General features: G+C 72.6%; 12 protein-coding genes and 1 riboswitch. Of the genes, 3 read left to right on the top strand and 9 right to left on the bottom strand.

Annotated elements, in window-relative coordinates; genetic code table 11:
- Positions 1-110 precede the first annotated feature (110 nt).
- Positions 111-1,106 (top strand): tyrosine-type recombinase/integrase, encoded by a 996-nt coding sequence (locus NIE79_RS08340; RefSeq protein ID WP_238677978.1) that lies wholly within the window; start codon positions 111-113, stop codon positions 1,104-1,106.
- 6 nt (positions 1,107-1,112) lie between these two features.
- Here the strand turns inward: NIE79_RS08340 and NIE79_RS33970 are convergent, their stop codons facing one another.
- From NIE79_RS33970 to NIE79_RS08315, 4 genes are all read right to left on the bottom strand, one after another.
- Entirely contained in the window at positions 1,113-1,805 is a 693-nt protein-coding gene (locus NIE79_RS33970; RefSeq protein WP_238677977.1) for a fasciclin domain-containing protein, read from the bottom strand.
- A gap of 80 nt (positions 1,806-1,885) precedes the next feature.
- Complete coding sequence (locus NIE79_RS08330) at positions 1,886-3,988, bottom strand: M14 family zinc carboxypeptidase (RefSeq protein WP_274523769.1); 2,103 nt, start codon at positions 3,986-3,988, stop codon at positions 1,886-1,888.
- Positions 3,989-4,240: 252 nt separating this feature from the next.
- On the bottom strand, positions 4,241-5,041 hold the full coding sequence (locus NIE79_RS08320; protein ID WP_238677976.1) for an alpha/beta hydrolase: 801 nt from the start codon (positions 5,039-5,041) through the stop codon (positions 4,241-4,243).
- 107 nt (positions 5,042-5,148) lie between these two features.
- On the bottom strand, positions 5,149-5,928 hold the full coding sequence (locus NIE79_RS08315) for an endonuclease/exonuclease/phosphatase family protein (protein ID WP_238677975.1): 780 nt from the start codon (positions 5,926-5,928) through the stop codon (positions 5,149-5,151).
- A gap of 183 nt (positions 5,929-6,111) precedes the next feature.
- On the opposite strand from NIE79_RS08315, the gene NIE79_RS08310 reads away from it, so the two are divergent.
- Positions 6,112-6,882: a sulfite exporter TauE/SafE family protein gene (locus NIE79_RS08310; RefSeq protein ID WP_308193154.1), complete on the top strand. Its 771-nt coding sequence runs from the start codon at positions 6,112-6,114 to the stop codon at positions 6,880-6,882.
- Here the strand turns inward: NIE79_RS08310 and NIE79_RS08305 are convergent.
- A complete protein-coding gene (locus NIE79_RS08305) occupies positions 6,879-7,388 on the bottom strand; it encodes a peptide deformylase (protein ID WP_091398002.1) in 510 nt (169 codons plus the stop codon). The two genes, NIE79_RS08310 and NIE79_RS08305, sit on opposite strands and share 4 nt — an antisense overlap.
- 32 nt (positions 7,389-7,420) lie before the next feature.
- A complete protein-coding gene (locus NIE79_RS08300) occupies positions 7,421-8,668 on the bottom strand; it encodes a chorismate-binding protein (protein WP_372471425.1) in 1,248 nt (415 codons plus the stop codon).
- A gap of 123 nt (positions 8,669-8,791) precedes the next feature.
- Here NIE79_RS08300 and NIE79_RS08295 point away from each other — a divergent pair, with 123 nt between their 5' ends.
- The gene (locus NIE79_RS08295; protein WP_007460326.1) at positions 8,792-8,992 is read left to right on the top strand and encodes a DUF5999 family protein; all 201 of its coding nucleotides are present in this window, start codon (positions 8,792-8,794) and stop codon (positions 8,990-8,992) included.
- Positions 8,993-9,141: 149 nt separating this feature from the next.
- On the opposite strand, the gene gcvP is transcribed toward NIE79_RS08295, so the two are convergent.
- The 3 genes from gcvP to NIE79_RS08280 form a co-directional block, all read right to left on the bottom strand.
- Positions 9,142-11,964: an aminomethyl-transferring glycine dehydrogenase gene (gcvP, locus tag NIE79_RS08290; RefSeq protein WP_238677974.1), complete on the bottom strand. Its 2,823-nt coding sequence runs from the start codon at positions 11,962-11,964 to the stop codon at positions 9,142-9,144.
- A gap of 73 nt (positions 11,965-12,037) precedes the next feature.
- Positions 12,038-12,136, bottom strand: a riboswitch (glycine riboswitch).
- A 75-nt stretch (positions 12,137-12,211) separates the two neighbouring features.
- A complete protein-coding gene (locus NIE79_RS08285) occupies positions 12,212-13,054 on the bottom strand; it encodes an NAD-dependent protein deacetylase (protein ID WP_238677973.1) in 843 nt (280 codons plus the stop codon).
- Positions 13,055-13,144: 90 nt separating this feature from the next.
- Positions 13,145-14,212 carry a MerR family transcriptional regulator gene (locus tag NIE79_RS08280; protein WP_238677972.1) on the bottom strand — a complete coding sequence of 356 codons (1,068 nt, stop codon included), beginning with the start codon at positions 14,210-14,212 and terminating at the stop codon, positions 13,145-13,147.
- Positions 14,213-14,239: the final 27 nt, after the last annotated feature.

Here is a 14,239-nt window from a genome sequence, read left to right as displayed (position 1 = left end):
GCTCCAGCCGTACTCGTGGCGGCCCAGCCGTACTCGTGGCGGCGGCGATGAGGTCCTCTCCCCCCGCTCACCGCTTCCCGAATACGCGAAAATGCTGCATAATATCCCTTATGCATGACAAACAGGACGAATCGCTCGCGGTGCTGATCGAGGAGTTCCTGACCGCACGGGCCACCCGCAAGCCCTCCCCGCACACCCTGGCTGCGTACCGCAGAGATCTGCACACGGTGGCCACCCTGGTCGGGGACGATGCCACCCCTCCCCTAGCCCTGGACGCGCTGTCGATCACCGACCTCTCCCCCCGGGTGATGCGCGCGGCCTTCGCCCGGTTCGCCGCCCCCCGGGCGCCCGCGTCGGTGCATCGGGCCTGGTCCACCTGGAACAGCTTCTTCACGTTCCTGGTCGCTGACGGGTTCGTGGCGGGCAACCCGATGCCGGCGGTCGGGCGGCCTCGGGCGCTACTCCCCCAGCCGAAGCCGCTGCGCGGCGCGGACACCCCCGAGGTGCTGCTCGCGTCCGCCGCCCGGGACGACGGGCGGCAACGCGACCCGTGGCCGGAGCGGGACGTGGCGGTGTTGGCGGTGGCGCTCTGCGCCGGGCTGCGACTGTCGGAGCTGCTGGCGTTGCGCGTCGACTCGCTCGGCGGCCGGCCCGGTGAGCGGCGGGTCGAGGTGGCGGGCAAGGGTGGGCGGCCCCGGGCGGTGCCGATCGAGGCGGATCTGGACCGGGTGCTGCGGGACTACCTGGACAGTCGGGTGCGGCGCTTCGGTTCGCGGTCGGTACGCCCCGACTCGCCGTTTCTGGTGGATCGGCGCGGTGAGCCGTTGCGCCGTGGTGGCCTCCAGTATCTCGTCGAGTCGTGTTACCGGCGGGCCGGCATCGGCGACCGGGTGCCGCGTGGTGCGCGGCTGCACGCGCTGCGGCACACCTTCGCGACCCGGCTGGCGGAGGACGGCGCGAGCGCGGCGGAGATCATGCGGTTGTTGGGGCACGCGTCGTTGGCGTCGTCGCAGACGTACATCGAGGTGACGGCCGGGCAGCAGCGCGACGCGGTCCGCGCGAACCGGACCAACCGCGCGTTGGCGGGTCTGGTGCCGCCCGGGTGAGCGTGGTCAGTGTGCGCGGTGGCCGGTGCCGTCCGCGGTGACGGGAAGGGGGCCGAGGACGGCGTTGATGATGTGGATGCGGGCGTTGGTGGCCTGGTAGTCGGCGCAGACCGTGTCGGCGCGGTCGCCGAGGCGGGCGGTGGGCCCGGTGCGGGTGACGGTGACGGTGACGCCGTCGAGGGTGGTGGCGGTGCCGGCGGTGGTGAGGTCGGCGATCGGGTGGGTTCCGCTGATGAGGTGGGCTTTCAGCAGGGTGCGGAGCTGGTCGGTGTGGTGGGTCATGAGGTCGTCCCAGTTGTCCTCGGAGAACGTGGCGGCGAAGGCGTCGTCGGAGGGCGCCAGGACGGTGACGCCGGTGCCGGCGGGCAGGTCGGTGAGCACGCCGCTGGTGCGCAGTGCCGCTTCGAACGTGGTGAGGGTGGGGATCCAGCGCAGCGCCTGGTCGACGGGTTGGCCGGCGAGGAAGCTCGGGTTGCCGGGGTCGGTGCCGGTGGGCAGGGCGGCGCAGAGGGGCCCGGTGAGCTGGGGTGCGGTGGCCGCCGCTGCGGCGTCCGTGCGGGGAGCTGCGGGGGTGCCGGTGCAGGCGGCCAGCAGCAGGGTCGGCAGGAGCAGGCCGAGCGCCCGTCGGGCGCCGTGCGGTCCGCGGGATCGTCGGGGGTGTCGCGGTCGGGTGGCGGGGTGCGACACGGCGTCCTCCACGGGTGCGGGGTAACTGGTGAGGTGCCGGCGGCGCGGGTGTCGGGCCCGCGCCGCCGGCGTGGCGGCTCGCTAGTTGTCGGTCACAGGGCCGCGCACTGGGTGGTGCGGGGGCCGTGGACGGTGTTGGCGATGCCGAGGTTGTGCGGGGCGGGGTTGTTGCCGGTGCACCTGAGGGGGCCGCGGATGGTGGTGCCGGCCAGCACGGGTGCGTCGGTGCCGGTGGTGTTGCCGGACAGGTCGACGGGGCCGGCGATGGTGGCGTCGATGATGGAGATCGCGTCGGTGGTGGTGGCAATGCGGACCGGGCCGTTGACGGTGCTGTCGGCGAGGAGGATGCCGGCGGCGCCGGTGGCGGTGAGCGGGCCGCTGATGGTCGTCGCGGTCGTGACGAGTGCCGCGCCGGCCCGGACGGTGACCGGGCCGTTGATGGTGGCGTCGTCGGCGCAGGTGAAGCCGGTGACGGTCAGGGGTCCGTTGCGGCGGCCGGTGAGGGTGGGATAGACGCGTTCGCCGTCGGTCAGCTTCTCCACGCCCTTGGCGTCGAGGAGCAGGGGGATGAGGCCGCGTTCGGGTTGGTTGAGGGGGACGTAGTGCTCGTCGCCGATCGTGATGACGTTCCAGCCGTGGGCGGCGATGCGCTGGGCGACGGTGGTGCCGACGCCACCGGGTCCGTCGGTGCGGGCACCGTTGTACTGCGCGTCGGTGAGTTTGTAGGCGCAGGGCGCGTTGTCGAGGATCAGGTCGGCGGGGGGTGCGTCGAGTGGTGGTGGGCTGTCGCCGGGGTGCGGTGCCGGGTGGGCGGGGATGGGGCGGGAGCCGCGGAAGACCAGCCGGCCGGTGTTGGCGGCCTGGGTTTCGATGGCTTCGCTGCGGGCCTTCAGGATGTCGGCGCGGTCGGCGCGGTGGTAGTCGAGGAACTGGTGGAACGTCCACAGGGCGGAGTAGGTCTTGCGGCGTCGGTTGTTGGCGGTGTTGCCCTCGTCGGGGCGGGTCTGGCCGCCGGAGCTGCGCAGTTCCAGCAGGGAGTTGGTGACGTTCTTGAGTCCGAGGGTGTTGCGCAGGATGGTTTCTTCGCTGAGGCCGACGTTGCCGCCGCCTTCGCAGCCGTAGGGGCAGGCCCACCAGCCGGCTTCGGCGCCCTTGGCGTACATGTGGCCTTCGATCATGTCCTGGGACTGGTCGAAGATGGGTTGGGCGACGTTCTGGTGCCGTGGGGGCAGCATCGGTAGGTCGCCGGCGCGGGAGTTGCCGAACTCGTGGCCGTCGTAGCCGGCGACGGGTCGGTAGTCGCGGACCATTGTGATGTACGCGGTGGTCTCCGGCTGGCGGATCAGGGAGTAGTCGCGGTTGAGGTCCTGGCCGGTGGAGTTGCCGCGGGTGTTGTTGGCGCGGCCGTCTCCGTTGATGGTGGGGACGATCAGGACGGTGGTGTGGCTGAGCAGGTCGGTGATGCGGGGGTCGGTGCTGAAGGCGAGTTGGCGGGCCATGATGAGGCATGCCTCGCGGTCGCCCGGCTCGTTGCCGTGCACGTTGCAGTTGATGGCCACGGGTGAGGTGGCGGCGACGGCTTCCGGGGTGGCCGCCGGGGTGGGGTGACCGATGACCATCATGTTGATGGGTCGGTTCTGGACGGTGCGGCCGAGTTCGACGACGCGGACGCGGTCGCTGAGGGCGTCGATGGCGGCGGTGTAGGCGTACTCGTCGGTGTCGCTGGTGTACTGCGCGGCGTGGGTGGTCTCCCAGCCGGTGCGTAGTTGTTCGCCGGGGGTGGTGGGGTTGCCCCAGGGTGCGGTGGTGGTGGCGGTGACGGGGTCGGAGTAGGGCTGTTCGGTGGTGCCGGTGCGGGCGCGTACGCGCCATTGGAAGGTGTCGCCGGGGTTGTAGCCGGAGTCGGCGAAGGTGGGTGCGTGTTGGTTGATCTGGCGGTTGGGTCGCCAGATGCCGACGATGGTGGGTGCGCCGGTGGGGGTGTTGTCGGCGTCGACGGGGGTGCGTTCGATCTGGTAGTCGGTGGCGCCGTCGACGGGTTGCCAGGCGAGGGTGGTGTATCCGTCGGCCTGGTGGGCGGTGAGGGCGTTGACCTGTTCCGGTGGTGCGGCGTTGGCGGGGGTGGGTGCTGCGGTGGTGAGGGTGATGGCGATGAGGGTGGACACGGCGATGAGGGTGGGTCGCTGGCGTCTCATGTGGTCTCCGACGAGTTGATCGTGGCGCGTGTCGACCAGCATGATCGTCGAAGTCCGTCGATGCAATGATCTTGAGGGAATCTTGCGGCTCGGTGGTCCGCTCCCCCGCCGACCCGTGATCGACTCGGTTCCAGGAAGGCGCGGTGTCCGGGGCACGGGGATGCCCCGGTATTCAGGAAGCCGAGTCGACCTTGGAGGCGGCGTCAGGCGGCGGCGCCGAGGCGGCGCCGAGGGCGGCCTCAGGCGGCGCGGTCAGCGGGCGTGCCGCAGGGCCCAGTCGAGGGCGACGTCGGCGATGCGCTCCCAGCCCTGCTGGGCGGGCAGCAGGTGCGCGTACCCCTCGAAGAGCTCGACCTCGGTGATGGTGTCGCCCTTGTAGTGCGCAGCGTTGGCGCGTTGCACGCTGGGCGGCATGATGTGGTCTTCCGAGCCGGAGATGAACAGCAGCGGCGCGCGTTGGTCGTTGTGGTAGTCGACGGCGATGTCCTGGGGGCCGGGCAGCAGGTTGGCCAGGACGCCGTCCCAGAGGATGCCGCCGGCGGCGGGGATGGCGTAGCGCTCGTACAGGGCGCGGGCGGTCTGCTCGTCGAAGGTGTTGGTGAAGGCGTAGTTCCACTGCTCGAAGGTGAACCCGACGGCCCGATGGCGGTTGGCGGGGTTGCGCAGCACCGGGAAGGTGGAGCGCAGCTGCGAGAAGGGGGTCACCGTGACGCCTTCGGTGGGTGCCGAGTTGAGCACGACCGCCGAGGCGCCGTAGCCGCGGTCGAGCAGCACCTGGGTGAACGCCCCGCCGGCGGAGTGGCCCATGAGGATGGGTGGCGTGGGCAGTTGCTCGACCACCGTGGACAGGTGCGCGATGATCTGCGGCGCGGTCAGCGTCTCCAACGGGCTGGGGTCGGCGTTGATCGCCTCGACCTCGCCTTCCAGCCCCGGGTACGTGGGCGTGAGCACCCGAAAGCCCCGGTCCTGGTAGTGGGTGACCCAGTGTTCCCAGCTGCGGGGGGTGACCCAGAATCCGTGGATGAGCACGATCGTGTCCGGCGTGTCGCTCATGGTCAGCTCCCTGTGGTGTCGGGGGTGGCGATGGCGCGACAACGTGGTGCCGGCGAGCCCACCCTAGACATTCGTGAGCCGCGATGCGGCCGGTTGGGCGATGACGCTCAGCCGAGGTCGACCAGCAGGGGGCGGTGGTCGGAGATGGTGGACGCCGGCGCGGTGACCGCGCGTACGGGTGGGAGCTGGTCGAGGGCGTGCCGGTCGGCGAGGATGTGGTCGAGTTGGACGCGGGGCTGCCCGGACGGGTAGGTGGGGCGTCGGCCCAGGGGGTGCCACCCGGAGACGAGCCGGGCCGCGCCGGCGGGCAGGTTGAGATCGCCGAGCAGGACGCGGGGGCCCGGTAGCGCGCGCAGGGCGCGGACGGTCTGACGGAGTTGGCGGGCGTTCCAGCCGGGCACGAAGGACAGGTGGGTCGCGGCGACGGTGAGCGGGCCGTGCGGGGTGTCCAGGACGGCGGCGAGGACCACGCGGGGTTCGTCGTGCAGCAGGATGAGACCGCCGCGGGGGCCGGGCACGTAGACCGGTGAGCGCACCGGAGCCGGCTTGAGTCGGGTGACCTGCCAGCTGCGTACGGGGTATCGGCTGATCAGCCCGATGCCGTAGCAGGGTTCGCCGTGGCCGTCGTCGTCGTGGCGCAGAGGGCGGAACTGTTCGCCGGGCGTGCCGACGACGGCGGCGGCGAAGCGGTGGTGCGGTGCGTCGAGGGCGCGGGCGGCGATGGCGGTGAGGTCCAGGTTGCCGCTGCGGCGTTGGTCGCGGTCGACCTCCTGCAGGGCGAGCACGTCGGCGTCGAGGGCGCCGATGGCGGCGGCGAGTCGGTCGGAGTCGACGAGCCCGTCGGTGAGGGACCGTCCGTGCAGCATGTTGAAGGTGGCCAGGCGCACTCCTGCACCTTACGTGCCCGTGGCATGGTTGCCGGGTGGTGAAGGTCTTGCTGTGTTCGGTGCTGGTGTTCGTGGCAATCGGCGCGTTGGGGGTGTGGTTGCGGCGTACGCGGGGTCGGTGACCGGGTGAGGCTGGCCACTCGGGTGCCGGTGAGACGCGTCGGGTGGGCAGAATTGCCGCCCGTGGACGCCGTGACGCTGAGTACCCTGCTGGCCGCCGCCGCGATGGCCGGGTGGGTCGATGCCGTGGTCGGTGGTGGTGGGTTGTTGCTGCTGCCGGCGTTGCTGGTGGCCGCCCCGGGGTTGCCGGTGGCCACCGCGTTGGGTACGAACAAGTTGGCCGCGATCTTCGGTACGGCCACGGCGGCGGCGACGTACGCCCGCAGGACGACTGTCGACTGGCGGGTGGCGGGCCCGGCGGCGGGGTTCGCGGTGCTCAGTGCGGGCGTCGGCGCGGCGCTGGCCGGGGCGGTGCCGGCGTCGGCGTACCGGCCGGTCGTGCTGGTGGTGCTGGTGTCCGTGGCGGTGTTCGTGCTGCTGCGTCCCCGGATGGGGGTGGTGGCGGCGCCGGCGAAGCGCACCCGGGTGCGGGTGGCGGCGGTGATCGCGGTGGCCGGGGTGGGGATCGCCCTGTACGACGGGTTGATCGGCCCGGGCACCGGCACGTTCCTGGTGTTGGCGTTCACCGCCCTCGTGGGCGCGGACTTCGTGCACGGCTCGGCGATGGCGAAGGTCGTCAACGCGGGGACGAACCTGGGCGCGCTGGTGGTGTTCGGGGTGACCGGGCACGTGTGGTGGCTGCTGGGCGCCGGTATGGCGGTGTGCAACATCGCCGGCGCGGTGCTGGGAGCGCGGATGGCGTTGCGCCGCGGCTCCGGGTTCGTCCGGGTGGTGTTGCTGGTGGTGGTGGTGGCGTTGGTCGCGAAGCTGGGCCACGACCAGTGGGTGAGCTAGCCGCGGCGGCTGGGTGAGTCGAAGCGCCCGGCGCGGATCTCGCGCAGCGCCCGGCGGCGGGTGTCGCCGCGCAGGGTGTCGACGTAGAGCTTCCCGCCCAGGTGGTCGGTCTCGTGTTGCAGGGCGCGGGCCAGGAACCCGCTGCCGGCGATGGTCAGCGGCTCGCCGTGCTGGTCGACGCCGTGGGCGGTGGCGTGCAGGGCCCGCACGGTCGGGAAGTACAGCCCGGGGATGGACAGGCAGCCCTCCTCGTCGTCCTGGAGCTCGTCGGACAGCTCCAGGGTGGGGTTGATGAGGTGGCCGCGGTGCCCGTCGGCGTCGTAGACGAACACCTGGGCGCTGACGCCGATCTGCGGTGCGGCGACGCCGGCGCGGCCGGGGGCGCCGAGCAGGGTGTCCATCAGGTCGGTGACGAGGGCGCGCAGCTCGGCGTCGAAGGTGGTGACCGGTTCGCATCCGGTGCGCAGGACAGGGTCGCCGATGATCCGGATGGGCCGCATGGTCATGAGGTGCAGCGTATCGCCGTCCGGTGCCGCGGTCAGCGCCCGGCCAGGGTGGCGCGGACCGGGGTGGTCTTCGCGGCGGCCTCGGCGACCTCGGCGCGCGCGTCGCTGTCCCAGGTGATGCCGCCGCCGGCCCAGGTGTGCAGCCGTTGGCCGTCGGCGGCGGCGGTGCGGATGGTCAGGCCCAGGTCGACGTGGCCGGGGGCGACCCAGCCCAGTGCGCCCATGCTGGCGCCCCGCCCGACCGGTTCGAGGGCGCTGATCTGGGTCAGGGCGGCGAGTTTCGGGGCGCCGGTGACGGACCCGCCGGGGCAGGTGGCGCGCAGCAGGTCGGCGAGGCCGAGGCCGTCGGCCGCGGCGGCGCGGACTGTCGACTCGGCCTGCCACAGGTCGCACCAGCGGCGCACGGCGAACAACTCGTCGACGGTGACGGTGCCGGTGCGGGCGATGCGGGCGAGGTCGTTGCGTTCCAGGTCGACGATCATGATGTGTTCGGCGCGTTCCTTCGCGCTGGCGAGCAGTTCGGCGCGGCCGGTGGCGGTGGCCGGGCGGGTGCCCTTGATCGGTCGGGTGATCACCTGACCGTCGGTGACCTCGACGAGGGTTTCCGGGGAGGCGCAGCCGATGGCCCAGCCGTCGCCGGTGAGGACGCCGCCGTAGCGGGCGCCGGGGAGCGCGCCGAGGCGGCTCAGGGCGGGCAGCGGGTCGCCGGTGTAGGGGGCGGCGGCGTGACCGACGAGGTTGCTCTGGTAGACGTCGCCGCGGCCGATGGCGGCGCGGACCGCGTCGACGGCGGCGGCGTGCTGGCCGGGGGTCCAGCTCTCGACCCACTCGCCGAGCCACCACGGCGGCCCTGCGCCGGGCCGGGTGACCCGGCTGGGGGCGTGCTGGTAGACGACGACGGCGAGGTCGGGCAGGACCGGTGCGGGTTCGGGCGCCCCGGTGGGGGCGCCGGCCAGCAGCGCCCCGGCGCCGGCGGACAGGTACAGCGCCGCGCCGCAGACCCCGGTGCCGTGCCCGGCGGTGGCGGGCCGGGTCAGGTCGTGCAGGGGCAGGCCGTGCGCGGCGAGGAACTCCTCGGCGAGGGCCGCGGGGTCACCGCCGTCGCCGCGAGACCAGTGCAGGCGGGCGCGTTCGGTCAGCGCACCCCGGCACGCGGCCGGCGCGCCGGGCACATCGACCAGTGCGGCCGGGCCGCTGTCCGCGGCCAACCCAGCCGGGCCGCTGTCCGCAGCGCACACCCTTGGGAGCGTTTCCACGCCGTACGGTCCAACCTTCCTCATCCGTTCAGTGGATTTCCCGTGCACCAGGCGGGTGCCTGCTCGATGCTGGACACTTTCGCTTGGTACTGTGCGTCACTGGTCATGTGAACCATGACACAGTGCCCCCACAGTCCGGAGAACCCGATGTGCCAGCACCAACCGACCTGCCCCTCCGCTGAAGCCACCGACCGGGAAGCCGCGCGGGTCCTCGCCTGCTTCCGTGAGCAGGGCTGGAGCCTGCTCTGCAACGGCGTCATCGTCTTCGAGGACACCGGCGAGCTGCTTCCCGACGGCAGCAGCATCGCACCGCACCGCGGCCCCGCCCGCCACGCCCTCGTGGCCTGACCGACCACTCAGCGTCACCGTTTAGCCGCCGTCGACCCAGGCTAGTCCCCCGGTAAGGGACGTCCCCGCCCAGGTCGCAGCGGCTGCCGGGGCAGGCCGTACCGCCCGCCCCGGCGCGCCGTCGTCAGTCTCGACCGGCTGCGGCGTTGTCAGTCCTCGAACGCCTCCGGTGACGGGCACGAGCAGACCAGGTTCCGGTCGCCGTACGCGCCGTCGATGCGCCGCACCGGCGGCCAGTACTTGCCGGCCCGGTCCACCCCGGCCGGGTACGCGCCCACCGAACGCGGGTAGGCGTGCGACCACTCGTCGCCGCTGACCATCGCCGCGGTGTGCGGCGCGTTGGCCAGAGGGTTGTCCCCCGCCGGCCACTGCCCCGACGCGACCTGCTCGATCTCCGCGCGGATCGCGATCATCGCGTCGCAGAACCGGTCCAGCTCGGCCAGGTCCTCGCTCTCGGTCGGCTCCACCATCAGCGTCCCCGCCACCGGGAACGACATCGTGGGCGCGTGGAAGCCGTAGTCGATCAGCCGCTTCGCCACGTCGTCGACGCTCACCCCGGTCGCCTTCGTCAACGGCCGCAGGTCGAGGATGCACTCGTGCGCCACCAGGCCCTTGTTGCCGGCGTACAGCACCGGGAAGTGCCCCCGCAGCCGCGCCGCCACGTAGTTCGCCGCGAGCACCGCCACACCGGTGGCCCGGGTCAGCCCCTCCGCGCCCATCATCCGCAGGTACGCCCACGGGATGGGCAGGATCCCCGCCGACCCGTACTTCGCCGCCGAGATCGCCGGCGTGGCGTCCACGTGCGCGCCCAGCGGGTCACCGGGCAGGAACGGCGCCAGGTGCGCGCGGACCGCCACCGGGCCCACCCCGGGGCCACCGCCGCCGTGCGGGATGCAGAACGTCTTGTGCAGGTTCAGGTGCGACACGTCCGCGCCGAACTTGCCGGGCTTGGCGAACCCGACCAGGGCGTTGAGGTTCGCCCCGTCGACGTACACCTGCCCGCCGGCGTCGTGGACCTTCGCGCACAGCGACGCGATGCCCGTCTCGTACACGCCGTGCGTCGACGGGTACGTCACCATGATCGCGGCGAGCGCGTCACGGTGCTTGTCGATCTTCGCGTCCAGGTCGACGAGGTCGACGTTGCCGTCGTCGTCACAGGCCACCACCACGACCCGCATGCCGGCCATCACCGCCGACGCCGCGTTCGTGCCGTGCGCCGACGACGGGATCAGGCACACGTCGCGGTGCGTCTCACCACGCGAGGCGTGGTACGAGCGGATGGCCAGCAACCCGGCCAGCTCGCCCTGCGAACCGGCGTTGGGCTGCACGCTCACCGCGTCGTAGCCGGTCACCTCGGCCAGCCACGACTCCAGCTGACCGATCAATTCCCGGTACCCGACGGTCTGCGCGTCCGGCGCGAACGGGTGGATGTTCGCGAACTCCGCCCAGCTGACCGGCTCCATCTCGGTGGTCGCGTTCAGCTTCATCGTGCACGACCCGAGCGGGATCATGCCCCGGTCCAGGGCGTAGTCGAAGTCCGACAGCCGCCGCAGGTAGCGCAGCATCGCCGTCTCCGAGTGGTGGCTGCGGAACACCGGGTGGGTGAGGAAGTCGCTGCCGCGCGCCAGGTCGACCGGCAGGGCCGGGTCCGCGTCGCCGTCGAACGCGGGCACCCCGAACGCCTCCCACACCCGCGCCAGGTGCGCGTCGGTGGTGGTCTCGTCGCAGGACATCCCCACCCGGTCGGCGTCGACCAGCCGCAGGTTGACACCACGCTGCGCGGCCGCCGCGACGACCCGCGCCGCACCGCCCGGCACGGTCGCGGTGACGGTGTCGAAGAACGCGACGTCCGCGACGTCCACGCCACCGGCGCGCAACCCGGCCGCGAGCCGCGCCGCCATCGCATGGGTACGCGTCGCGATGTCACGCAGCCCGTCCGGGCCGTGGTAGACGGCGTACATGCCGGCCATCACCGCGAGCAGCACCTGCGCGGTGCAGATGTTGCTGGTCGCCTTCTCCCGCCGGATGTGCTGCTCACGGGTCTGCAACGCCAACCGGTAGGCCGGGTTGCCGTCCGCGTCGCGCGACACCCCGACCAGGCGCCCGGGCAGCATCCGCTCCAGGCCAGAGCGCACCGCCAGGTAACCGGCGTGCGGCCCACCGAAGCCCATCGGTACGCCGAAACGCTGGGTGGTGCCGGCGGCGATGTCCGCGCCGATCTCCCCCGGCGCCCGCAGCAGCGTCAACGCCAGCAGGTCCGCCGCGACGGTCACGAGGGCGCCGACGGCGTGCGCCGCCTCCACGAGGGCGGCGTGGTCACGCACCGCCCCGGACGCCCCCGGGTACTGCAGGTGCAGACCGAAGAACTCCGACGGCAACTCGTCGCGCTGCACGTCGAGGACCCGCACGTCGATACCGAGCGGCTCGGCCCGGCTGGTGATCACCGCGATGGTCTGCGGCAGGGCGTCGGCGTCGACGACGTACACGCCGCTCTTGCTCTTGGAAGCCCGCCGCGCCAGGGTCATCGCCTCCGCCGCCGCGGTGCCCTCGTCGAGCATGGAGGCGTTCGCGGTGGCCAGGCCGGTCAGGTCGGTGACCATGGTCTGGAAGTTCAGCAGCGCCTCCAGCCGGCCCTGGCTGATCTCCGGCTGGTACGGGGTGTACGCCGTGTACCACGCCGGGTCCTCCAGCACGTTGCGGCGGATCACCGCCGGGGTGTGCGTGCCGTGGTACCCCAACCCGATCATGGAGACGGCGACGGTGTTACGCGCCGCGAGGGCCCGCAGCTCGGCGATCGTCTCGGCCTCGGTGGCCGGGTCGGGCAGGTCGAGGGTGCCGTGCCAGCGGATCACCTCGGGGATCGCGGCGTCCATCAGCTCGTCGATCGAGTCGTGCCCGACGACCTCCAGCATCCGACGCTCGTCGTCGGGGCCGGGACCGATGTGACGGGTGGCGAACTGCTCTACGGTCATAGGGGGCACTCCCGGGGCGAGGTCGACGTGTCGGCCTCCCCCTCTGTCGCACCCACAGGGGCACTCCACAGTGCCTGCCCACGAGGTCCTTTTGCCTGAGAGGTTCCGGGGAGGATTTGCCCCTTCGGCGCCGCCCTGCGTGCTGTCGGGCGGTCTCTCCCACGTGGGTGTTACCGGCGCGCTCAACGCTACCAGCGTTGGTGTTTCCAGCAGATGTCCTACCCCCCGGGCCTCCAGGGCCCTGCTGTCACACCTTGAGCGGGGCTCCGGCGCCGACGCGCGCGGCCAGCTGGGGCAACACCGCGCCCAACGGCGCGTCGACGCAGACGGTGGCGTGGCCGTCACCCCGGGTCGGCCCCTGGTTGACGATCGCGACCGGGATGCCCCGTTTCGCGGCCCGAATCACGAACCGGCGCCCCGACATCACCGTCAACGACGACCCGAGCACCAGCAACGACCGGGCCTGCTCCACTGCCGCGAAACACCGCGTCACCCGCTGCGGCGGCACCGTCTCACCGAAGAACACCACGTCCGGTTTCAGCATCCCGGTGCCGCAGATCCCGCAGTCCACCGGCCGGAACGCCGCCACCTGCTCGTCAGGGAGATCAACATCACCGTCCGGGTTGACAGCGGCGACGCGGGCCACGAACTCCGGGTTGGCCTCGCGCAGCCGCCGGTGAAGCTCCTCCCGGGAGGTCAGGTTGCCGCAGTCCAGGCAGGTCACCTCGTCGAGGCGCCCGTGCAGCTCGATCACCGACGGGCTGCCGGCCGCACCGTGCAGACCGTCGACGTTCTGAGTGATCACCGTGTCGACCAGCCCGGCGTGTTGCAGCCCGGCCACCGCCCGGTGCCCGGCGTTGGGCGCCGCGCCCGCGATCAACCGCCAGCCCAGGTGACTGCGCGCCCAGTACCGTCGCCGGGCCAGGGGATCGCGGGTGAACGCCTGATAGGTCATCGGCGTGTGCCGCCGCGCCACCCCGCTGGGCCCCCGGTAGTCCGGAATTCCCGACTCGGTGGACAGGCCGGCGCCGCTGAGCACCACCACCCCACCACCGGCCACCAGCGAGGTCAACGCGTCGAAGCTCTCCATCACCTCTCCATGCTGCCTCAACCGGTCCGCCAACGCCGAGCCCCCGCGTCGGGTGGGCGGCCCCACCCGACGCGGGTGGCCAGACGACGGCTACACCGCGACGACGTCAGCGACGACGCAGGCGATGTTGTCCGGCGCCCCCTCGGCCCGCGCCAGGTCGATCAGCGCCCGCACCGTGTCCTCCGGATCGTCCATCGCCGCCAACGCCACCCCCACCTCGGCCCGGTCGACGACCGCCGACAGCCCGTCGGAGCACAACAGGTACCGGTCACCGGGCAACGCGGTCCGCAACGCCAGATCCGCCTCGACCTGCCGGCCCCCACCGAGGGCACGCACCAGCACCGCCCGCTGCGGATGCGTCGCGGCCTGGTCCCGGTCGAGCCGGCCCTGATCGACCTGGGCCTGCACCCAGGTGTGATCCTGCGTGAGCAGCGACAGCTCACCGCCGCGCAGCAGGTAGGCCCGGGTGTCACCGACGTGCACCAGCGCCAGCCGGGAACCGCTGAGCAGCAGCGCGGTCAGCGTGGTGACCGGCTGGGCGGTGTCGGTGGCCAACCCGTGCACGGCGCGGTCGGCGTCACTCACCGCGCCGGCCAGCATCGTCAGCAGGTCGGCGGCCGGCACGTCGGTGAGCGCCAACGGCTTCAGGGCCTCGACGGCGGCGGCGCTGGCGGCCGCACCGCCGGGCCCCCGCATACCGTCGGCCACGGCCAGCAACCGCTCGCTGGCGTACGCGGTGTCCTCGTTGCTGTCACGCACCAGCCCGGTGTCACAACCGGCGGCGCAGCGGACGGCAACTGGGGGATTCGGGTCGGACATGGTGGCGCCTCCCTCAGACAGGTGGTCCACGAGGAGGGTGGCGAGCCGGGCGCGCACCGCGGTGTCGGCGCTGACCTGCCGCCAGTACGCGGTGACCGCCTCAGCCGCCGCCGCGGGCTCCAGGCCACACACCACCCGGATCGTCGCCAGCGGCATGCCGAGCCGCCGCAACTGGGCGACCAGCCGCGCCACCGGCACCTGAGCCGGGTCGTAGAGCCGGTAACCGGACTCCGGATCGACAGCGGCCGGCACCAGCAGCCCCACCCGGTCGTACAGGCGCAGCGCCTTCGGCGTCAGCCTCACCGCCCGGGCGAACGCCCCGATGGTCATCAGCCCCACGTCGCCATCCTCCTCGCGCCGGTCACG

Origin of the sequence: Micromonospora trifolii, assembly GCF_022229005.1 — a bacterium.
Lineage (GTDB): Bacteria > Actinomycetota > Actinomycetes > Mycobacteriales > Micromonosporaceae > Micromonospora > Micromonospora trifolii.
The sequence above is the reverse complement of the archived record's forward strand: the minus strand, read 5'-3'. Positions and strand labels throughout refer to the sequence as shown.